The following is a 20,143-nucleotide window of genomic DNA, read 5'->3' on the forward strand; positions in this document are numbered from 1 at the left end:
ACCACGGAGTAATGTCAATCACATACATCAAGAGGAAGGCGAGCTATGGCTGAAGAAAACACCGGTCTGTCGAACCTGCTCCATGAAGAGCGTCATTTCCCGCCGAGCGATGAATTCGCTCGCCATGCGGTGGCCGGCGCCGAACTCTACGACCAGGCAAAATCCGACCGGCTGGGGTTTTGGGCCGATTGGTCGCGCAAGCTGCTGACCTGGGACACCGATTTCACCGAAACTCTCGACTGGTCGGACGCTCCCACCGCCAGCTGGTTCGTCGGCGGCAAGCTCAATGCCGCGTACAACTGCGTTGATCGGCACGTCGAAGCCGGCAACGGCGACAGGGTCGCCATCCATTTTGAAGGCGAGCCCGGCGACACCCGCACCATCACCTACTCCGATCTGCAACGGGAAGTGAACAAGGCCGCCAACGCGTTCGCCGATCTCGGCGTGGGCGCGGGCGACCGGGTCGCCATTTACATGCCCATGATTCCCGAGACGGTCTTCGCCATGCTGGCGTGTGCCAGGCTCGGCGCCCCGCACAGCGTGGTCTTCGGCGGATATTCGGCCGACGCCTTGAATTCGCGCATCCTCGACGCCGAGGCAAAACTCGTGATCACTGCCGACGGCGGCTACCGTCGCGGTGCTCCGTCCTCCCTGAAGCCGGCGGTTGACGACGCGCTGGCGAGCGGCGCACCAAGCGTGACGAACGTCGTCGTCGTCCGCCGCACCGGCGAAGAGATGACGATGACCGAGGGCCGCGATCTGTGGTGGCACGACGTCGTCGACAGCGCGTCCGACCAGCACGCGTGCGAGGCCATGGACTCCGAGCACCCGCTGTTCATCTTGTACACGTCCGGCACCACCGGTAAGCCCAAGGGCATCGTGCACACCACCGGCGGATACCTCACCCAGTGCGCCTATACGCATAAGAACGTATTCGACCTGCATCCCGAATCGGACGTCTACTGGTGCAGCGCCGACGTCGGCTGGGTCACCGGACACAGCTACATCGTGTACGGCCCGTTGGCGAACGGCGCCACGCAGGTGATGTACGAAGGCACACCCGACACGCCGCACAAGGGCCGCTGGTGGGAGATTGTCGAAAAGTACGGCGTGTCGATCTTGTACACGGCGCCGACGGCCATCCGCACGTGCATGAAATGGGGCGAGGACATTCCGGCGAAGTACGATCTGTCGTCGCTGCGCGTCCTCGGCTCGGTCGGCGAGCCGATCAACCCCGAAGCGTGGATCTGGTACCGGCACGTCATCGGCGGAGATCGCACGCCCGTGGTGGACACGTGGTGGCAGACCGAGACCGGCGCCATCATGATCTCGCCGCTACCGGGTGTCACGGACGCCAAGCCGGGCTCGGCGCAGGTCCCATTGCCGGGCATCTCAGCCGATGTCGTGGACGACGAGGGGGATCCGGTGCCGGACGGCGGCGGCGGTTACCTCGTGCTCACCGAACCGTGGCCGTCGATGCTGCGCGGCATTTGGAAGAATCCGGAGCGGTTCAAAGAGACGTACTGGTCGCGTTTCCCCGGCATTTATTTCGCCGGCGACGGCGCGAAAAAGGACGAGGACGGCGACATTTGGCTCCTCGGCCGCGTGGACGACGTGATGAACGTGTCGGGCCACCGGCTCTCCACCACGGAGATCGAGTCGGCGCTCGTATCGCACGAGAAAGTCGCCGAGGCGGCTGTCGTCGGTGCGGCGGACGCCACCAGCGGGCAGGCCGTCGTCGCGTTCGTGATCCTGCGCGGCACCGCCAGCGATTCCGGTGACGCCCTCGTGAAGGAACTGCGCGATCACGTGGCGCACGAGATCGGCGGGATCGCCAAACCGCGGCGCATTCTGGTCGTCAGCGAGCTGCCCAAGACCCGTTCGGGCAAGATCATGCGCCGCCTCCTGCAAGACGTGGCCGAGAACCGCGAGGTCGGCGACGCCTCGACGCTTGCCGACAGCTCGGTCATGGATCTCATCCAGGAAGGGTTGAAGACGGCCAAGCCGGAAGGCTGAGCCGGTTTCGGCCGAGGGTGCGCGGGTGACGGCGTCGCCTGCGCACCCTTTTCGTCTGATTCCTCGGCGGCAGTGTCCCGCCGGATCATGAAAGGATGGCACGCGTGCGCGCCCACGACCTGCAAACCGCCCTGCCCACTGTGGGGCGCACCACCCCCGTCACCGAAGCGGCCCGTCTCATCGCGGCCGACGGTGCTTCGGCAATAGTCATCACCGGTCAAACGGGCGCCCCGTTGGCGATCGCGGCGGCCGTCGACATCCTACGGCTGATGCTGCCGACCTACGTACTCGATGACCAGTCGCTGGCCGGGGTGATCGACGATACCGGCGGCGCCGAACGGTGGGCGGCCATCGACCGCCGCACGATCGGCGATCTCGTCGACGACGAGGGCGTCACGGTCCGCAGCATCCTCACCGTGGACGCCGACGCGACAGTCATGGAAGTCGCTGCGCGGATGCTCGACGCGCACCTCCCCGTCGCCTACGTTGCCGGCACCCCGGCCGAAAGCCCCGGTTTCGTCACCCTCGGCGCCGTGCTCGATGCCTTCCTCGACTCCCGCCCATCGGACGACACGGATAGGACAACCGGCCGGTGAGCGTTCAGATTGCACTGGCTCTGGCCGTCTTCATTGCCGCTTACGTCCTGATCGCGACCGAGAAGATCCCGCGCGTGGCGGTCGCCTTGGGCGGCGCAGCAGCAATGGTCATGATCGGCGCAACCGATGACAAGTCCCTGTTCTTCTCCGAAGACAGCGGCATCGACTGGAACGTCATCTTCCTATTGCTCGGCATGATGATCATCGTCGGAATCATGCGGCATACGGGGGTCTTCGAATTCGTCGCCATCTGGGCGACCAAGAAAGCACGAGGGCGCCCTTTCCGGATCATGGTCATGTTGGTGGTCATCACTGCCGTACTTTCGGCATTCTTGGACAATGTGACGACGGTGCTGCTCATCGCCCCCGTCACGTTCCTGGTGTGCGAACGGCTCGCCGTGCCGCCCATCCCCTACTTGATCGCCGAGGTCATGGCCAGCAATATCGGCGGCACGGCCACGCTGATCGGCGATCCGCCCAATATCATCATCGGCAGTCGCAGCGGCTTGTCCTTCAACGACTTCCTGCTCAATCTCACGCCCTTGATCGCTGTGCTGGTGCTGGTCTTCCTGGTAGTCAGCCGCATCATGTTCCGCAAGGCGTTCCAGTACGACCCCGAACGTGCCGCACGCGTGATGGAGCTGAACCCGGCCGAAGCCATCGGCGATAAGCGGCTGCTGGTCAAATCGCTCTCCGTGCTGGTTCTCGTCCTTGCCGGGTTCGTTCTGGACCCGGTTCTCGGACTGAGCCCCGCGATAGTCGCCATGATGGGGGCGGGCCTGCTGATTGCCTTGACCCGGTTGGAAAACCGCAAGGTCTTCGGCGACGTGGAATGGGAAACGCTCTTGTTCTTCGCCGGGCTGTTCACCATGGTCGGATCGCTGGTCAACCTCGGCATCATCGACGAAATCGGCCGCGCCCTGTCCGACTTGGTCGGCGACAACTTCTTTGGCGCCTCCATCGGGATGCTTGTCGGATCGGCGGTCGTCTCCGGAGTGGTCGACAACATCCCCTACGTCGCCACGATGGCCCCGATCACTGCCAACCTCGTACACTCCGGGGGCGCTGCCGCGCACCCCCTGTGGTGGGCATTGGCTCTCGGGGCGGATCTCGGCGGGAACGCGACGGCGATCGGCGCCAGCGCCAACGTGGTAGTCGTCGGAATCGCCAAACGCAACGGTCACGACATTTCGTTCTGGCGTTTCACCAAATGCGGGCTGATAGTCACCGGCATCACCATCGCGGTCTGCGTGCCGTACATCTGGCTGCGCTATTACCTCTGACGGCCGGAAGTCGCGAGAGCCCGCCTGCCTCCTGTAGCCTGGAATCTGGTGAGCCGGGAAGTCTGGTCGGCCGCTCGGCGCAAAGGCCGAGTGTGAACCGTCGACCGGAGTGCCATGCCTGAACCAAATACTGCCCGTCCCACCGTATTCGCCCGCCTGAAACAGGCACGTGAACTCGACAGATCCCTGCACACCGAGACCATTGGCGGCCTGCTGTTGCTGGCCGGGGCCGTTGCCGCACTCATTTGGGCGAACACGCCGGCCGGCGACGCCTATCAGCGGCTGATGGAGTTCCGTCTCGGTCCGGAAACTCTCAGCTTACACCTGTCCGTCACGCACTGGGCGTCGGACGGGCTGCTGGCCATCTTCTTCTTCGTCGCGGGTCTTGAACTCAAACGCGAGTTGCTGGTCGGCGATCTGCGAAACCCCCGGCAAGCGCTGCTTCCCGTCGTCGCGGCGGCATGCGGCGTCGCGGTGCCGGCAGCCGCGTACCTGTTGATCACCGCCGGCGACCCGGTGGCCATGCAGGGGTGGGCGATCCCGGCGGCCACCGACATCGCCTTCGCACTAGCCGTGCTGGCAGTGATCGGCTCGCACCTGCCGCGTGCCGTCCGGTCCTTTCTGCTTACCCTGGCAGTCGTCGACGACCTAATTGCCATAGTCATCATCGCCGTGTTCTACACGTCGACGATCCACATCGGCTTTCTTGTACTCACGATAGTTCCCGTCGGCCTGTTCGCGTTGCTCGTGCGGGTCCGCCGCATACCCGGTCCTCTCAAGGCCGCCGTCTTGATCGTCCTGGCTCTTCTGGCCTGGTATTCGATGTTCGCGTCCGGCGTGCACGCCACAATCGCCGGCGTGCTCATTGGATTCACCGTGCCGGTCCGCCCCGGCGGGTCCGACAAGTCCGCCGACCCCGGCACATCGGCCGATTCCGGCACGTCGGCCGAATCCGGCACGTCGGCCGAATCCGACACCGGCGCGTCACGGGCCGACAGGTATTTGGAAGTCATCGAGCCGTTGTCGGCAGGCATCGTGGTGCCGATCTTCGCCTTCTGCTCGGCGGGCGTGGCGCTCGTCGGCGGAGGGTTGGCGGGCGGTTTGACCGATCGTGTCTTCTACGCAGTAGTCGTCGGGCTGGTGGTCGGAAAATTCATCGGCATTTTCGGCGGAACGTGGCTCACCGTGAAGCTCACGCACGCCACCTTGGACAAGTCGGTCGCCTGGGTCGACATTCTCGGCGTCGCGCTGCTGGGCGGGATCGGATTCACCGTCTCACTGCTGGTCGGCGATCTGTCGTTCGGCACGGGCGAGCGAGCCGGATACGTGAAATTCGGGGTGCTCACCGCATCATTGACCGCAGCGCTGCTCGGGGCAGCAGTGCTGCGGCGGCGCAACCGGTTTTACCGGGACGGCGCGGAGCGCTAACTGCCTCCATGCAAGAATGGCCTACGGACATTAGGCTAAGAGCGGTAACACTCCCCGCAGAACGGAGCTCATCATGGCACAGCGGTCGCTGAAGCAAATCCTCCGCGAGATCACCGGCGACTTCAAAACGCTGGCTCAAGAGGAGAAGTCGCTTGCCACGGCCGAGGTCAAGTCGGGTGCGACAAAGCTCGGCATTGGCGGAGGCCTGCTGGTCGGCGCCTTGTTCTTCGTCCTGTTAGCCGTCATCATCCTACTGTTTGCAGCATCAGCCGGGCTGCACGCCGCCGGCCTCGCCTGGTGGCTGTCATTCCTGATCATCGGCGTCGCACTCATAGTGCTCGGCGCCATCCTGGCGCTCATCGGCCTGCCGTTCCTCAAGAAGGGCAAGCCAGTACCCACCCAGGCCATCAACGGCGCCAAGTCGACGTTGAACGCCGTCAAGTCCGCTGCCAAGAACCCCAGCGGGCCGCAGGTCTGACAACCGGCTACGGCACGTCGATATCGATAGTGCGGTTGCTGTCCCACTCGGCGGCCCATCCGAGTCGGTCGAAGGCGAAATCCAAGAGCGTGGCGGTGAACCCCCAAATCGCCAGCGTGCCGACGGTAAACGCCGGCGACGTGAAGCCGGTCCGGCCGGTGAACACGCCGCGGTTTTCGGCGGCGATCAGGTCCGGAATCGCCACCCGGTGCACCGACTCGGACTCCCCCGCGTCCATCACGTGCACCGCTCCGGGCTCGCGCCACCAAGCAAGCACGGGCGTGACCAGGAATCGGCTCGGCGGAATGTAAAGCGGCGTCAAGGTGCCCAGCACGTCCACACCGGCCGGCTCGACTCCGGTTTCCTCCTCGGCCTCCCGCAGTGCCGCGTCCACCGGCCCGCCGTCCGCGGCGTCCACGCCGCCGCCCGGAAACGCGACCTGACCGGCGTGGTGGCGCAGCCCGCCGGCCCGCTGCAACAACAGGACATCGGCGTCCGCCCATTGCCGCGCCATTGTCCGGACGGCGCGCCGGCCGCCGTCCGTGACGGGAGCCGTCCCTCTGCCGAACAGCATCAGCACCGCCGCGTCGCGCGCCCGCGTGCCGACCGGCACCCGGCGCATGGTCTCCCACCGCGGATCGGGCGGAGCCTCGGGAAGCCCGGCAACGGCGTCCGCGATCGGATCGGGCCGACAGGCCGTCATTGACCGGGTGCCAGCTCGAATCGGCGCAGCTTCAAGGCCGCCTCGTGGTCGACTTCGCCGATCCCGTACGAGGGGCACAGGGAGGCGATCGGGCAGGCGCCGCACGCCGGACGGCGGGAATGACAAATCCGGCGTCCGTGGAAGATCAGCCGGTGCGAGAGCATTGTCCAGTCCTTCCGGTCGAACAGGTCCGCCACGTCGCGTTCGACGACCACCGGATCGTCGGACGTCGTGAAGCCCAGCCTGCGGGCGAGCCTGCCGAAATGCGTGTCCACGGTCAGCCCGGGGAATCCGAAGGCGTTGCCGCGGACGACGTGCGCCGTTTTACGCCCGACGCCGGGCAGAGTCACCAGGTCGTCGAGGCCCTGCGGTACCTCGGCGCCGAAATCGTGCACTATCGCCGCGGCAAGTCGCTGGATCTTATCGGCCTTGGACCGGAAGAACCCGGTGGGACGCACCAGCGATTCCACGGCGGCCTTGTCGGCCGCTGCCAGTTCGGCCGGTCCCGGGTATGCGGCGAACAAGGCAGGAGTCACTTGGTTGACGCGCACGTCGGTGGTCTGAGCGGACAGCACCGTGGCCACCAAGAGTTGGAACGGATCGGCAAAATCGAGTTCGCAGCGCGCATACGGGTAAAATTGTGCGAGTTCCCTGTTGATCCGTCGTGCCCGCCGCTTTTTCGCCAACGGTGTCTCGGATTGCGATTTTTCGGTAGTGGCCACGATAAATAGCTTAAGACGTCGGCCATGCGGCTTTTCCAATGCGGGGTCGGTACGGCAAGATGAGATACGACGAGGCTTGAGGAGGCAATGTGGATATTGAGGTCGTAAGGAAAGCGCCGCTTTTTTCCGGGCTTGGTGACGAGGCGACCGGAGCGCTGTTGGAGCTCATGACGACGAGCACGCTTGATCGCGGCTCGGTCTTGTTCGACGAAGGCGATCCCGGCAGCGAACTGTACGTGATAGTCACCGGCAAGCTGAAGCTCGGACGGACCGCTTCGGACGGCCGCGAGAATCTGCTGTCGATCCTCGGACCCGGCGAGATGTTCGGCGAACTCTCACTGTTCGATCCGGGCCCCCGCACTGCGACAGTGACTGCCGTATCCGACTGCACGCTGCTCGGCCTGGCCAACAACCACCTCATGACCTGGCTCGACGGCCGGCCCGAGGCCGCTCGCAATCTGCTGCAGGCCCTTGCCGCCCGGCTGCGACGCACCAATGACACGGTCGGCGACTTGGTCTTCTCCGACGTGCCGGGCCGCGTGGCAAAGGCACTGCTCGATCTGGCCGACCGATTCGGGCGGCCCGCAGCGGACGGCGTCCTCGTCGCCCACGAGCTCACCCAAGAAGAACTCGCCCAGCTGGTCGGTGCCTCGCGCGAAACGGTCAACAAGGCGCTTGCCGACTTTGCCGCGCGCGGATGGATCCGGTTGGAGGCCCGCGCCGTCGTCCTGCTCGACGTCGAACGGATGACCTCCCGCGCCCGGTAGAGTCCGGGTCTCGCTTCCCGCCCGCACCGAGTGATGGCGAATGGCTGCCCGCCCGCACCGAGTGGTGGCGAATGGCTGCGAAATCGATGATTTCGCAGCCATTCGCCACCACTCGGCGGAAGGGGGCTCCTACAGGAGGCGTCAGGCTTCGTGAATGCGGCGGAGATACTCCAGCTGCGACTTGATCGATTGGATGGCGGCGTCATGCACGTTCCGGTCGGTGTCCCCGTAAACGATGTCATACACGTCCTGCGGCGTTTTCGCACCGTCCGCCAAGGCTGCGCGCACTTGTTCCAATCGCGCATTGCGGTGCCGCAGGTAGTTACTGAGCGCCACCATCGGTTCGTGGATGACGGGGCCGTGCCCCGGAAGAATGACCTTCACTTCGAGGTGGTGGGCCAGGGCGTTCAGCCGGCTGAGGCTCGCCAGGTAATCCCCTAATGAGCCGTCCGGATACGAAACGACGGTGGTGCCGAGCCCGAGGACGGAGTCCCCGGTAAAGAGGGTCCCGTCCGGTGTGATCACACTGAGCGAATCGTAGGTGTGCCCCGGAGTTCGCAAGAACCGCAGCCAGTCGCCGTCTCCTTCGCCGAATCGCAGCTCGTCGCAATCTATGACGGCGTTCGTGTTGACGCGGAACTGTTCGGACACCGCGTACACGGGTACTCCGGGCGCCCACTCGGAGACGGTCTTCAGCGCTTCCGAATGGTCGAGATGCATGTGGGTGAGGATTATCGAATGCAACGTCGCTCCGCGGTCGCGCACGACCTTGCGGAACGCGTCGATGTGCTCGTCGATGGCGGGGCCGGGGTCGATCAGCACCGCGGATTTCTCGTCCTCGGAGAAAATCACCCAGGTATTCGTCCCCTGCAAAGTCATCGCTGACTTGTTCGGCGCGAGGATATGCGAGACGTTTTCCGGCAACTTAGACATACGGCACCCCCATGTGTTTTTCAACCGGCGCCGGGCGGCCCGGCAGTTCGACGGTGATGGCCCATCGTCCATCCGACCGCTCAAGCCGCGGCGTGATCGGCTGCAGGTCGCTGACCCGGCTCATCACAGCCCCCACGCTGGGCATTCGAGCAATCTCTTCAAGCGTGACAAGAGTCGGCGGAAGCATCACTGCTCCGCCGCCTTGACGTCCCTGTCGTGCGGCTTCCTCGGCCAGGATCCAGCCGCCCCACGACGTCTCGCCCGAATCGGCCACTGCTTGCTGGCCGGCCGGGAGGACGGCGGCAAAAAACATGGTGTCGAATCGACGATGCTCGCGCTCGGGAGTGACCCAGCGGGACCACGGCTGGAGCAGATCGGCACGCAGGGCCAGTTCGGAACGGCGCAAGAACGTCGCAAAGTCCATTTCCCGGGTTTCAAGCGCCGGCCGGTTGGAAGCCCACGATTTGCTGGTCAGGTCGCTGACCAGGTCGCCGTCGGCGGTCTCGGCCAGCAGGACTCCGCACTCTTCGTAGGTTTCGCGTACTGCCGCGATGATGGCGCTGCGGGCCGCTTCCGCGTCGTTGAAGCCCATCTTCTTGCAACAGCGCGCCGGCGTCCACCCGCTCCACGGCACTTCTTCCCGGTCCGATGGGTCGACGCGGCCTCCCGGAAACGCCATCCGGTCCGGCGCGAAAGCCATCGAGGTAGCCCGCCGAATCATGAAGACCTCGACTCCGCGCGGCGAATCGCGTACCAACGCGACGGTGGCCGCCTCCCTGGCCGGAACGGGCTCGGGCACGTCGTCCTCGTCGTCCCAGGCATCGAGCTTGTCCTGAAGATCGGGAGGGACGTCGAACGATCGCGAGCGCATGTATTCGATAGCCATGACCGCCTGCTAGCTGGGCTCCACTTGCACTATCAACTCGACTTCGACCGGGGCGTTCATCGGCAGCACTGCCACGCCCACCGCGGACCGTGCATGCACGCCCCGGTCGCCGAAGACCTTGCCGAGCAAGTCCGACGCCCCGTTGACCACCTGCGGCTGCTGCGTGAACGACGGATCCGAAGCGACGAATCCGACAACCTTGACCACGCGTACTATCTTGTCCAGATCGCCGACAGCGGATTTGACCGCGGCCAGTGCGTTCAAGGCGCAGACCCGCGCCATGTCCGCAGCGGTCTGCTGATCCACGACCCCGTCGCCGCCTTCTGCCGCGACCTTGCCGACGGCGCCGAGCTTTCCGTCGATCATCGGCAGTTGTCCCGCCGTGTAGACGTAGTCGCCGCTGACAACCGCCGGAACGTACGAGGCGACTGGCGGGACTACCTCCGGGAGGGCCAGCCCGAGGTCGGCGATCGCGGATTCAACAGAGGCCATGTCAGTCCTTCTCACGCTTCATATAGGCCACCAAGTTCTCCCCGGCCGGCCCGGGGACAACCTGGACGAGTTCGAATCCGTCTTCGCCCCACTGGTCGAGGATCTGTTTGGTCGCATGCACGATGAGCGGCACCGTGGCGTATTCCCATTTCGTCATATCTTCACCCTAGTCCGAGCGCGTGACGAGAACCACCGGCGGGAGTCAAACTGCAACTATCGGCGCCGTTCAGTCATCCTTGCCGCCGCTGGTTTTCCCCGGATTCGATCCCTTGCCGCCGATGTCCTTGCCTCCGTCGTTCGACGACGGCGGCGCGGGCTTCTTCGATTCGGCGGGCGGGCTGCTTGGCTTGTCCGAAGTCGGCGGGTTCGAGGTCGGATCGGACGAGCTGGGCGGAGGCGACGACGGGTCCGGCGAGCTCGGTTGTTCGGGCGAGGTGGAGGGTGACTCCGACGTCTCCGGGCTGCTGTCGTCGACGGGCGGCGGGGCGGGAGGGACGTATCGATGACCCAGGACCTTGGGCGGCGCCGGACCGAATTTGGCGTGCCGGTACATGCCCCCGGCCTTGGTCATGAATTTTTGCCACGTCGGGCCGGATATCGTTGCCCCGTACATCGGCCCGACGTACTTGCCGTCGATCTTCACGTGGCCGGCGCCAAGCTCGTAATTATTGCCTGTCGGATCGCCCGTCCACACGGCCGTCGACAATCCCTTGGTGAAGCCGACAAGCCAGCCGACGCCGACTTCGAAGTTCGTCGTCCCGGTCTTCGCCCCGGCCGGGTAGGGGATCTTCAAGTCGTCGGTCGTACCGCCCTCGAACGTTTGCGTCAACGCGTACGCCACACCGTCGGCAATCCCCTTCTTCAACGATCTGTGGCAGGACTTGTGCGGCAGCTTCAGCTTCGTGCCGTTGCCGTCGGTGATCGACGTGATGGCCTTGGGCTGGCAATACACGCCTCGGTCGGCGAACGTCGCGTACGAGGAGGCCATCGTCAACGGCGAGATCGACATAGTGCCGAGGATCGATGACGGCAACAGGACTCGTTGCGATTTCACATTGTTGACGTACACCTTGTTCAACGGTTTGCCACTGCCGTCGTGCACGCCGAGGCTCATGGCCGTATCGCGGATCTTGCACATGTCGAGGGTCGACGCCATTGCCGCAAACGCGGTATTGACCGAATGTTTGGTGCCCTCGAGCACGCTCATGGGGCCGTCGAGGCCCTCGCTGTCGTTCGCGTTCTTCAAGGTGTAGCCGTGCGTGGCGTAGTTCCGCTTGGCGCAGCTTGTTTTGAAGCCGTAATACGAGTTCCGTGAGGCATCGACCCGGTCATACAGCTGATTGCCGGATTTGAGCCACTGGGCCAGGACGTACGCCTTCCACGTGGACCCCACCTGGAAGCCGCCGGCGCCGCCGCGAGTCCGGTCCACGTTGTAATTGATGGACGTCTCGCTGCGGCCGGCGTCCGGCGAGACACTGTAGGTGCGGTTTTCCACCATTGCCACGATGTGGCCGTTTCCCGGGCGCACGGTGACGAGCGAATGGCCGACGCCGGATTTGTCCTTGTTCGGCACGGCGCCGGACACCGTACGCTGAGCGATCTTCTGCAACCTCGGGTCGATTGTCGTCTTGATGGTCAGCCCGCCGCGGGTCAAAAGATTATGCCGCTCGGTAGCAGTTTTGCCGAAGGCCTTGTTCGATTCGATGATTTTTTCCACATAGGCGCAAAAGAAAGCGCTGGTCCCCGCGCCCACACACCCGTTGGAAGTTCGGTGAATTTCCAGGCCGAGACCCTTTTTCACTGCCTTGTCATGTTGTTTCCGGGTGATGTGATCGCGTTTGAGCATCTCCCCCAGCACCGTGTTCCGTCTTGTCAACGCCGCTTTCGGATGCCGTTCCGGATTGTAAGCGCTCGGGTTCTGCACGATCCCGGCCAGAAGTGCCGACTGCGCAATGTTCAATTCCGAGGCGTGGATGCCCCAATAGTGTCGGGACGCGGCTTCAACTCCGTACTGGCGCGGATTGCCGCCGTAGTTATTGATATTCAGGTATCGATTCAGTATTTCCTTCTTGCTGTATTTCTTTTCGACGGCAACGGCGAGTTTCGCTTCACGCATCTTTCGCGCAATGCCGGTGAAGCCGGAATCGTCGGTGGCTGCTTCAACCTGCGCCGCATCGTCCTTGGCGTGGGCATCTTCGACGAGCACGTTCTTCACGTACTGCTGCGTCAGCGTCGAGGCTCCTTGCGTGCTCGGCGAAAGAACGTTGTGCACGGCTGCCCGCAAGATGCCGTTGATGTCGACCCCGCCATGCTTGAAGAAGCGATAGTCCTCAATATCGACTGTGGCGTGACGCAGGGACGGCGCGATCTTCTTCAGCGGTACCTCGATCCGGTTCTCCCAATAGAACTTCGCGATCACCGATCCGTCCTTGGCCACCATTGTCGATTGCTGCGCCAACGGGGCTTCCTTCAGCGAGGCCGGCAAGGAATTGAAAAACGCAACGGACGATTTTGCACTCGAGGACGCCGCGCCGACGGCCGGCAGCGAAATCCCGGCCACGAGCAGCCCGGCGACGGCGCTGATCGCGACAAAGGACAGCCATGCCCTGACGCGGGGGGACGAACTCATGGAAAAGTGAGGCTGGGACACAATCGCTAGACTATGTCGGCCGGGCACCCTTGCATCGTCCGCGCCACGCCGTCGGCGGCCGCAATGCGAGTACTGTCACTGCATTGTTACCTGGTGGTGACTCTGTCGAGCTCTTCCCTGCCTGACCCGGGCGTGCCGGTCCACCCGCACCCCGGATCCGCGCAGTCGCGCCCATGTCGCGCGCGGCAAATCAACCGTCGTGGCCCCCGTGGGACTTGTCTCCGCCAATCGACTTGTCGCCGTTGTCGCCGCCGTCGGACTTGTCGCCGCCATCGGACTTGTCGCCGTTGTCGCCGCCGTCGGACTTATTTCCGCCATCGGACTTGTCGCCGTTGTCACCGCCGTCCGACTTGTCCCCGTTGTCACCGCCGTCGGATTTGTCGCCGGAGTCGCCGTCACTGGGTTTGTCGGAGTCGTCCGTCGTGTCCTTCGGCGGGGGCGGCGGCGCCGGCGGCGTGCCGACAAGCGATTTGTCCGGATCGGCAAAGGCCCCGTGCGGATGATTCGGAGCGACTTGCGACATATAGTCCTGCCAGGTCTTGCCGGCGATGGTCGCACCGTAAACGGCACTGTAATACGTGCCGCCGATGGTGGTATCGCTCATGTCCTGGTTCTTCAACGGGTTCCCTGCCCACGCAGCCGTCGCGAGGCCTTTCGTGTAGCCAATGGTCCACGTCGAGCCGACCTCGAAGTTCGTCGTGCCGGTCTTGGCGCCGGCCGGGACACCGATTTCGAGACCTTCCGTCGTGCCGCCGTCGAACGTTTTCGTCAACGCCCAGCCCACCGTCTCGGCGATGTGCTTATCGATTGCCTGATGGCATCCGGCGCCGGGCACCTTCATCTTCTTGCCGTTCCGATCGGTAACGGAGTCGATGCCGACCGGACGGCAATATTTGCCGTCCGCCGGAAATGCCGCGTACGCCGACGCCATGGTCAGCGGCGAAATGTTCTCCGACCCGAGAATCGATGACGGGTAAAGTACCCGCTGAGCACCGCCGGGCAACTTGTCGTCCTTGAGTGCCTTACCCGTGCCCGTGTGCACGCCGAGCGACGACGCGATATCGCGGATTCCGCACATGTCGAGTTTCGAGGCCATTGCCGCAAATGCCGTGTTCACCGACAACTTGGTGCCTTCGAGCACTGTCATGGGGCCGTTCTTGCCCTCGCTGTCGCCGGCGTTCTTCGGACCGTAACCGTTGACGGCGTACCGGTGATTGTCGCAGCTGCTGCGGAAACCGTAGTAGTTGCTGCGCGACGCGTCGACTTTGTCGTAGAGTTGGTGATCCTCTTTGAGCCAGTCCGCCAGGACGAACGCCTTCCACGCCGAACCGACTTGGAATCCTCCGCCGCCGCCGAGCCTGCGGTCGACGTTGTAGTTGAGCGCGCTGCTTCCGCGCGTCGGCTTGTCCGACTGGCTGTACGTGCGGTTCTGGGCCATTGCCATGATCCGGCCCGTGCCCGGTTCGACAGTCACGAGCGTGTGCCCCAGCCCGGACGAGTCCTTGTTCGGTATCCGCGACTCCACGGCGTGCTTGGCCTTGCTCTGCATGGACGGATCCAGCGTGGTCTTGATGGTCAGTCCGCCACGGTCGAGCAAGTTCTTGCGCTGGCGTACGTTCTTGCCGAACACGGGGTTGGTCTCGATGGTCCGTTGCACGTAATCGCAGAAGTACGCGCTGGTTCCGGCCGTCACGCAGCCGCGCGGAGTGTTGTGGATGTCAAGGTCGAGTCCCGTCTTCTTCGCCTTGTCGCGTTCCTGCTCCGAGATATATCCGTACTGGTACATCTTGTTCAGGACGGCGTTCCGTCGCACCTTTGCGTCCTTGGGATGCCGTTCGGGGTTGTACTGGGACGGGTTCTGCACAATGCCCGCCAGCAATGCCGACTGCGGCACATTGAGGTCCTTGGCACTGATTCCCCAATAATGCCGAGCGGCAGCCTCCACGCCGTACTGGTTCGGGCTTCCGCTGTAGTTGTTGATGTTGAGATACCGGTTCAGAATTTCTTTCTTGCTGAACTTCTTCTCGACCGCGACTGCCAGCTTGGCCTCGCGCATCTTCCGGGCGATGCCCGATGCGCCCTGGCTTTGCGTGGCCTCGGCCACATCGTCCGAGTTTCCTTTCGAATGCGCGCTTTCCACAAGCACGTTCTTCACGTACTGCTGCGTCAGCGTCGAGGCGCCTTGCGTGCTCGGCGAGACGATATTGTGCACTGCCGCACGTGCGATCCCGGACAGGTCGACGCCGCCGTGCTTGAAGTACCGGTTGTCTTCGGTGGCGACCGTCGCGTCCTGGACGTGCCGGGAGATCTTCCCCAGCGGCTTCTCGATCCGATTCTCCCAATAGAATTTCGCGATCACCGACCCGTCGCTGGCCAACATGGTGGATTGCTGGGCAAGCGGATGCGTGTGCAGCGATGCCGGCAGATCGTTGAAGACCTCCACACCGGCTTTGGTCCCTTGTGAGGCAATCCCGGCTCCGGGGATCGCGACCCCGGCGATCAGGACGCCGCAAATACAGCTGACGGCGATGAACGACGCCAGCGCCCCGGCTTTTCGCCCCAGGAAGGAGCTCGAAGTTGGTTGTGGCATTCGATCACCTTAAAGGTCGGGGACGCGCTCGTCTTTCAGGTAATTGTCAGGTAGAGCCGGGTCGGCCGGCCCGTGCGGACGGCCTCCTCCGCGTCAACGCGCGGCCGGCACACGGTCGTCTCCGAGCCTACGTCACGGGACGAAGCGTGAGCAAAGTCACTTCGGGGCGGCAGGCAAATCGTGCCGGCGCGAACGGAGACGTGCCGAGCCCCGCGGACACGTGCAACCATGCCGACCGCCCGCTCACGGCGTCCGTCCTCGACAACCCTTTCACCCGGCGCCTGTCGATATCGCAATTGGTGACGAGCGCGCCGTATCCCGGAACGCACAGCTGCCCGCCATGGGTGTGCCCGGCAAAGATCAGGTCCGCGCCGTCCGCAGTCATTTCGGAAAGGATTCGCCGGTAAGGGGCATGGGCGACACCGATATTGATCCCGTCCGGCCGGCCTGCCGCAAATGCCCCGTACGGATACACATCGAGCTTCAAGTGCGGGTCGTCCACGCCCGCCAGGTTCAGCGTTCGGCCGGCGACATCGAGCCGGGCGGCCCGGTTGCGAAGGTTCAGCCAGCCGTACCGGGCGAGCCCGTACTCCATCTGCGCGATCGGCAGGTTCGGCCGGCGCGGCTTTTCACGCTCCGGAGGTTTCGAGGGCCCGAGCAGGTATCGGAGCGGATTCTTCGGCGTGGGCGCGAAATAGTCGTTCGACCCGGCCACGAAAGCACCGGGCAGTTTCAACAGCGGCTCGAGCGCCGACAACAACGGGCCGACCGCCTGCGCGTCGGCGATCGTGTCGCCGGTATTAAGCACGAAATCCGGGCGCAGCTCCGCCAACGACGAGACGAAGGCGAGTTTGTCCGATTGTGACGGCAGCAGGTGCAGGTCCGACACGTGCAGAATGCTCAGCGGGGCGTCGCCGCGCTGCAACATCGGCACGTCAACGCGACGCAACGCGTACCAGCGCCTTTCGATGAGCGTTGCCCACGCGAGGGCACCGGCCCCGACGGCCGCCGTCACGCCGAGAGCCGATCCGATTGTTTTCACGGGCCCTATCCTTTCATTTCGGCAGTTGCGAGTCGGCGCCAGCACTGCGCCGCGTCGTCCGGCCCGGACCCGGTTTCGCGTTCGAGGCGGCTCGTGGGCTATTGTTGTCTAGGTCGTCCGCCCGGCGGAAGACTTTTCGGGGTGTGGCGCAGCTTGGTAGCGCGCCTCGTTCGGGACGAGGAGGTCGTGGGTTCGAATCCCGCCACCCCGACATTTGGATACCGCGTCCGGTATCGACGCCGCTTTCGGCCTACTCGGCCGAGGGCGGCGTTTCTGATGCCGGACGCCGGCCCGCTCGGCTGCGGGCCCTCTCGCCGCCGGCACCGCGGCCGAGCATGCCAGACTGGCTCCATGCCCATTCCCGAATTCATCACCGCGACCCGCGCCAAGATTGGCCACGATCTGATGTGGATGCCGGGAGTGTGCGCGGTCGTGTTCGATGACGACGGCCGGGTTCTGCTGGGAAAGCGCGCCGATAACGGCAAATGGGCAAACATCGCCGGCATCCTCGAGCCCGGTGAGGATCCCGAACCGGGGATCCTCCGGGAGATCCTCGAAGAGACGGGCGTCCGAGCGCGCGTCGACAGGCTCGTGTCGATTCTGGCCGATGACACGATCACGTATCCGAACGGCGATCAGGCTCGCTACCTGTCCGTCACGTTCCGCGCCCGCTACGTCGCGGGGACCGCCCACGTGGCCGACGACGAATCACTTGAGGTCGACTGGTTTCCGATTGACGGGCTCCCCGAGCTGAGCCGGAATCATCGCGAGCGGATCCAGTGGGCGCTGGCACCGGACGCCCCGCCGGTCCTACGCCGCAACTGACGCGCCTGCCTGGTCGGCGGTGGCGCGCCGCCAGCTGGCCAATTTACCCATCCGGCGCCGTCCGACCAGCCGGCAGATCAGGTAAATGACGAACGAGATGGTCGTGACCATCGGGCTGATCGGCGCGACGGGACTGGCCAGCGCCAGCAGTATCCCGCCGACCGAGCTGATCAGGGCGAACGACATGCTCAGCACCGGCACCCACACGGGCGAGGCGCTCACCCGCATGGCGGCAGCCGCCGGCGTGATCAGCAACGCCAGCACGAGCAGGACGCCGACCACTTGCACCGACAGCGCAACGGCCAGTCCGAGAACCACCATGAACGCCAAGGACAGCAGGCGAACCGGGACGCCGCGGGCCGCAGCGACGTCGGCATCGATGCTGGCGAACATCAACGGGCGCCACATGACCGCCAGCGCAATCAGGACAACCGTGCCGCAGACCAGCAGCAGGCGCAGCTGATCGGGCGAGATCGACACGATCTGCCCGGTCAAAAGCCCGAACTTGTTGGCGGCCCTGCCTTGATACAGGGCGAGGAACAAGATGGCCAATCCCAGTCCGAACGGCATCAGGACGCCGATTATCGAATTGCGGTCGCGAGCCTTCGAGCCGAGAAGCCCGATGATCACCGCCGCGAGGACCGACCCGGCCATCGATCCCAGCACGACGTCCCCGCCGATCAACAAGGCGAATGCGGCGCCGGCAAACGACAACTCGCTGACGCCGTGCACGGCAAAGGCCATGTCCCGCGTCGTCACGAAAACGCTGATCAGGCCGCCGACGATGCCGAGCAGGGCTGCCGCGATGATCGATGTGTGTACGAGCCCCAGCAGCTCGCCGTAGTCGTCAAAGGTGAAGAGCGGGTTCACTCGCCGGCTCCCACGTGATGTGCGTGATTGTCCTCGGCTCCAACGATGACGAGCCGTCCGCCCACGTTGAATACCTCGACCTTGCTGCCGTACAGCTCGCTGAGGGTTTCGGTGGTCATCACTTCGGCCGGGGTGCCGATCCGGAACCGTCCGCCCACCAGATACAAGATCCGATCGACGAGGCCGAGCACCGGATTGACCTCGTGCGTCACGAACAGGACCGCGGTGTTGCGTGCGATCCGTTCCCTGTCGATCAGTGAGCTCACGACGCGTTGATGATGTAGGTCGAGCGAGAGCAGCGGCTCATCGCACAGCAATACGCTCGGGTCGCCGGCCAGCGCCTGAGCGATGCGAAGTCGTTGCTGCTCGCCGCCGGACAGCATGCCGACCGGCGCATCCGCGAACGACGTCGCGCCGACGGCGTCCAGCAGGCCGTCGATCTTTGCGGTGATTGCCCGCGAGCGGCGTCCGATCCCCCACCGGTGACCGTCCAGCCCCATCCGCACCAGATCGCGGCCGCGCAGTGGGGTGTGAAAATCAAGTTGTTTTTGCTGCGGGACGTATCCGACGTTCGGATTGCCGCTCCGGGCGGGCCTGCCGGCGATTTCGGCGGTGCCGGCGCTCAGCCCTTGCTTGCCCAGGAGCACTTTGATCAGGCTGGTCTTGCCCGAACCGTTCGGGCCGAGGACGGCGAGGAACTCGCCCGGCTGCACGTCGAAGCTGACATCGTGCCACAGCGTGCGCCGGCCGAACGTCAGACCGGCGCCGTCAAGTTTGATGGCCGGCTCGGGGCGCGCATCGTCGCCGCGCGAAGCATTGCGGACGCCGCTGCGCCGCTCTCGTGCGTCGTCCTGCGGGTCGCCGTGGCCCGGTGCCCAAGTCGACAGTCCGCTCATCGGCGTAGCGCCCGCTTCACGTGATCGAGGTTGTCGGTCATCCACTCACGATAATCTTTCCCCTTCGGCAATGTTTCGGCGACACCGACCACCGGGACGCCGTTTTTCCGCGCAGCCTTTTTGACCTGCTCGGCGGCTTCGTCCGTCGATTGCGTGTTGTAGAACAGCGCAGACACTCGATGCTCGCTGAAGAGTGCCAGCGTGTCCTTCAAAACGGCCGGCGACACGTCACCGCCTTCTTCCACGGCTTCGCTGAATGCGTCCGGCGTGCGGTTCGTCAGACCTGAGGCCTGAAGCAGGTAGAGCGGCACCGGTTCGGTGATTGCCACAGCGTCGCCGCCGAATTTTTTCTTGATCGACGCTTCGGTTCTCTCGATCTGCGTGGTGCCGGACTTGAACCGGGCGAGGTTGCGGTGAATTTGCTTCTTCGCATCCGGGGCCTGCTTTTCGATGTTTGCCGCAATCGCATCGGCGACCTTCGCAACGGCGTGCGCGTTGTACCAGACGTGTTCGTTCAGTTCCCCGTCGTGCGCCGTGATTCCCGACGTCGCGACGGCGTTGACGGTCGGCGTGTCCTCGTCGCCCAGGCTATCGCTCAGCCGTTTCATGAAATCGTCGTAGCCGCCCCCGTTTTCAATCACCAAGTCGGCCTTGGACATGTGCAGCTTGTCGGCTGTCGTGATCTCGTAGGAGTGCGGATCCTTCGACGAATCCGAAATAATCGACGTCACGGACACCGCGTCGCCGCCGATCTGCTGAGCGATTTGGCCCCACACATTGGTGGACGCCACTATCGCCACCTGGGCGTCATCTCCGTCGTCGCCGCCGCCCGCGCCGCATCCGGACAGTAACAGCGAAGCGGCGCCGACCGCGGCGACGAGGGATTTCAGGTGCATGACCACGCTTTCCTACTAATAAGAATGATTATCAGTAAGAAGTATATGGCAATACTGACCTAATTGAAAA

The 20,143-nt window shown here is 64.3% G+C and carries 19 protein-coding genes and 1 tRNA gene; 8 read left to right on the forward strand and 12 right to left on the reverse strand.

What is annotated here, in order from left to right; genetic code table 11:
* Positions 1–45 precede the first annotated feature (45 nt).
* The 5 genes from acs (at position 46) to BJY26_RS00205 (ending at position 5,801) form a co-directional block, all read left to right on the forward strand.
* Positions 46–2,016, forward strand: a complete 1,971-nt coding sequence (acs, locus tag BJY26_RS00185) for an acetate--CoA ligase (RefSeq protein WP_179424646.1) — start codon at positions 46–48, stop codon at positions 2,014–2,016.
* A gap of 95 nt (positions 2,017–2,111) precedes the next feature.
* On the forward strand, positions 2,112–2,612 hold the full coding sequence (locus BJY26_RS00190; protein WP_179424648.1) for a CBS domain-containing protein: 501 nt from the start codon (positions 2,112–2,114) through the stop codon (positions 2,610–2,612).
* Positions 2,609–3,895 carry an ArsB/NhaD family transporter gene (locus tag BJY26_RS00195; protein WP_218852188.1) on the forward strand — a complete coding sequence of 429 codons (1,287 nt, stop codon included), beginning with the start codon at positions 2,609–2,611 and terminating at the stop codon, positions 3,893–3,895. The genes BJY26_RS00190 and BJY26_RS00195 overlap by 4 nt, the downstream gene beginning before the upstream one ends.
* A gap of 114 nt (positions 3,896–4,009) precedes the next feature.
* Positions 4,010–5,323, forward strand: coding sequence for a Na+/H+ antiporter NhaA (gene nhaA, locus BJY26_RS00200; protein ID WP_179424650.1), 1,314 nt, complete (start codon positions 4,010–4,012; stop codon positions 5,321–5,323).
* A 73-nt stretch (positions 5,324–5,396) separates the two neighbouring features.
* Positions 5,397–5,801: a phage holin family protein gene (locus BJY26_RS00205; protein WP_179424652.1), complete on the forward strand. Its 405-nt coding sequence runs from the start codon at positions 5,397–5,399 to the stop codon at positions 5,799–5,801.
* Positions 5,802–5,808: 7 nt separating this feature from the next.
* Here the strand turns inward: BJY26_RS00205 and BJY26_RS00210 are convergent, their stop codons facing one another.
* Together BJY26_RS00210 and nth are read right to left on the reverse strand one after the other, a co-directional pair.
* Complete coding sequence (locus tag BJY26_RS00210; RefSeq protein ID WP_179424654.1) at positions 5,809–6,504, reverse strand: NUDIX hydrolase; 696 nt, start codon at positions 6,502–6,504, stop codon at positions 5,809–5,811.
* Entirely contained in the window at positions 6,501–7,226 is a 726-nt protein-coding gene (nth, locus tag BJY26_RS00215; protein ID WP_237248880.1) for an endonuclease III, read from the reverse strand. Before nth ends, BJY26_RS00210 begins: the two co-directional genes overlap by 4 nt.
* A gap of 89 nt (positions 7,227–7,315) precedes the next feature.
* Between nth and BJY26_RS00220 the strand changes: the two genes are divergently transcribed.
* On the forward strand, positions 7,316–7,993 hold the full coding sequence (locus BJY26_RS00220) for a Crp/Fnr family transcriptional regulator (RefSeq protein WP_179424656.1): 678 nt from the start codon (positions 7,316–7,318) through the stop codon (positions 7,991–7,993).
* Positions 7,994–8,134: 141 nt separating this feature from the next.
* Here the strand turns inward: BJY26_RS00220 and BJY26_RS00225 are convergent, their stop codons facing one another.
* The 7 genes from BJY26_RS00225 to BJY26_RS00255 all read right to left on the reverse strand — a co-directional run bounded on the left by BJY26_RS00225 (position 8,135) and on the right by BJY26_RS00255 (position 16,586).
* Positions 8,135–8,926, reverse strand: a complete 792-nt coding sequence (locus BJY26_RS00225) for an MBL fold metallo-hydrolase (protein ID WP_237248879.1) — start codon at positions 8,924–8,926, stop codon at positions 8,135–8,137.
* The gene (locus BJY26_RS00230) at positions 8,919–9,812 is read right to left on the reverse strand and encodes an NUDIX hydrolase (RefSeq protein ID WP_179424658.1); all 894 of its coding nucleotides are present in this window, start codon (positions 9,810–9,812) and stop codon (positions 8,919–8,921) included. The genes BJY26_RS00225 and BJY26_RS00230 overlap by 8 nt, the downstream gene beginning before the upstream one ends.
* A gap of 9 nt (positions 9,813–9,821) precedes the next feature.
* On the reverse strand, positions 9,822–10,304 hold the full coding sequence (locus BJY26_RS00235; protein ID WP_179424660.1) for a RidA family protein: 483 nt from the start codon (positions 10,302–10,304) through the stop codon (positions 9,822–9,824).
* A 1-nt stretch (position 10,305) separates the two neighbouring features.
* A complete protein-coding gene (sp36, locus tag BJY26_RS00240) occupies positions 10,306–10,461 on the reverse strand; it encodes a Sp36 family protein (protein ID WP_179424662.1) in 156 nt (51 codons plus the stop codon).
* A gap of 69 nt (positions 10,462–10,530) precedes the next feature.
* Positions 10,531–12,933, reverse strand: a complete 2,403-nt coding sequence (locus tag BJY26_RS00245; RefSeq protein ID WP_179424664.1) for a transglycosylase domain-containing protein — start codon at positions 12,931–12,933, stop codon at positions 10,531–10,533.
* 211 nt (positions 12,934–13,144) lie between these two features.
* The gene (locus tag BJY26_RS00250; protein WP_179424666.1) at positions 13,145–15,544 is read right to left on the reverse strand and encodes a transglycosylase domain-containing protein; all 2,400 of its coding nucleotides are present in this window, start codon (positions 15,542–15,544) and stop codon (positions 13,145–13,147) included.
* 127 nt (positions 15,545–15,671) lie between these two features.
* Positions 15,672–16,586, reverse strand: coding sequence for a metallophosphoesterase (locus BJY26_RS00255; protein ID WP_237248878.1), 915 nt, complete (start codon positions 16,584–16,586; stop codon positions 15,672–15,674).
* A 137-nt stretch (positions 16,587–16,723) separates the two neighbouring features.
* On the opposite strand from BJY26_RS00255, the gene BJY26_RS00260 reads away from it, so the two are divergent.
* Both BJY26_RS00260 and BJY26_RS00265 read left to right on the forward strand, forming a co-directional pair.
* A tRNA-Pro gene (locus BJY26_RS00260) sits at positions 16,724–16,797 on the forward strand.
* Between the two features lie 140 nt (positions 16,798–16,937).
* Positions 16,938–17,411 carry an NUDIX hydrolase gene (locus BJY26_RS00265; RefSeq protein ID WP_179424668.1) on the forward strand — a complete coding sequence of 158 codons (474 nt, stop codon included), beginning with the start codon at positions 16,938–16,940 and terminating at the stop codon, positions 17,409–17,411.
* Here the strand turns inward: BJY26_RS00265 and BJY26_RS00270 are convergent.
* The 3 genes from BJY26_RS00270 to BJY26_RS00280 are packed head-to-tail and all read right to left on the reverse strand — an operon-like array spanning position 17,397 to position 20,073.
* Positions 17,397–18,281: a metal ABC transporter permease gene (locus BJY26_RS00270; RefSeq protein ID WP_179424670.1), complete on the reverse strand. Its 885-nt coding sequence runs from the start codon at positions 18,279–18,281 to the stop codon at positions 17,397–17,399. The two genes, BJY26_RS00265 and BJY26_RS00270, sit on opposite strands and share 15 nt — an antisense overlap.
* The gene (locus BJY26_RS00275; RefSeq protein ID WP_179424672.1) at positions 18,278–19,177 is read right to left on the reverse strand and encodes a metal ABC transporter ATP-binding protein; all 900 of its coding nucleotides are present in this window, start codon (positions 19,175–19,177) and stop codon (positions 18,278–18,280) included. Before BJY26_RS00275 ends, BJY26_RS00270 begins: the two co-directional genes overlap by 4 nt.
* Positions 19,174–20,073 (reverse strand): metal ABC transporter solute-binding protein, Zn/Mn family, encoded by a 900-nt coding sequence (locus BJY26_RS00280; RefSeq protein WP_179424674.1) that lies wholly within the window; start codon positions 20,071–20,073, stop codon positions 19,174–19,176. The genes BJY26_RS00275 and BJY26_RS00280 overlap by 4 nt, the downstream gene beginning before the upstream one ends.
* Positions 20,074–20,143 lie beyond the last annotated feature (70 nt).

Origin of the sequence: Spelaeicoccus albus, assembly GCF_013409065.1 — a bacterium.
Classification (GTDB): Bacteria; Actinomycetota; Actinomycetes; order Actinomycetales; family Brevibacteriaceae; genus Spelaeicoccus; species Spelaeicoccus albus.

Bases quoted from the DNA above. Each gene is read 5' to 3' on its own strand.
- acs (WP_179424646.1), top strand. From the start codon at position 46: ATGGCTGAAGAAAACACCGGTCTGTCGAACCTGCTCCATGAAGAGCGT.
- BJY26_RS00190 (WP_179424648.1), top strand. From the start codon at position 2,112: ATGGCACGCGTGCGCGCCCACGACCTGCAAACCGCCCTGCCCACTGTG.
- nhaA (WP_179424650.1), top strand. From the start codon at position 4,010: ATGCCTGAACCAAATACTGCCCGTCCCACCGTATTCGCCCGCCTGAAA.
- BJY26_RS00205 (WP_179424652.1), top strand. From the start codon at position 5,397: ATGGCACAGCGGTCGCTGAAGCAAATCCTCCGCGAGATCACCGGCGAC.
- BJY26_RS00210 (WP_179424654.1), bottom strand. From the start codon at position 6,504: ATGACGGCCTGTCGGCCCGATCCGATCGCGGACGCCGTTGCCGGGCTT.
- BJY26_RS00225 (WP_237248879.1), bottom strand. From the start codon at position 8,926: ATGTCTAAGTTGCCGGAAAACGTCTCGCATATCCTCGCGCCGAACAAG.
- BJY26_RS00230 (WP_179424658.1), bottom strand. From the start codon at position 9,812: ATGGCTATCGAATACATGCGCTCGCGATCGTTCGACGTCCCTCCCGAT.
- BJY26_RS00235 (WP_179424660.1), bottom strand. From the start codon at position 10,304: ATGGCCTCTGTTGAATCCGCGATCGCCGACCTCGGGCTGGCCCTCCCG.
- sp36 (WP_179424662.1), bottom strand. From the start codon at position 10,461: ATGACGAAATGGGAATACGCCACGGTGCCGCTCATCGTGCATGCGACC.
- BJY26_RS00245 (WP_179424664.1), bottom strand. From the start codon at position 12,933: ATGAGTTCGTCCCCCCGCGTCAGGGCATGGCTGTCCTTTGTCGCGATC.
- BJY26_RS00250 (WP_179424666.1), bottom strand. From the start codon at position 15,544: ATGCCACAACCAACTTCGAGCTCCTTCCTGGGGCGAAAAGCCGGGGCG.
- BJY26_RS00265 (WP_179424668.1), top strand. From the start codon at position 16,938: ATGCCCATTCCCGAATTCATCACCGCGACCCGCGCCAAGATTGGCCAC.
- BJY26_RS00275 (WP_179424672.1), bottom strand. From the start codon at position 19,177: ATGAGCGGACTGTCGACTTGGGCACCGGGCCACGGCGACCCGCAGGAC.
- BJY26_RS00280 (WP_179424674.1), bottom strand. From the start codon at position 20,073: ATGCACCTGAAATCCCTCGTCGCCGCGGTCGGCGCCGCTTCGCTGTTA.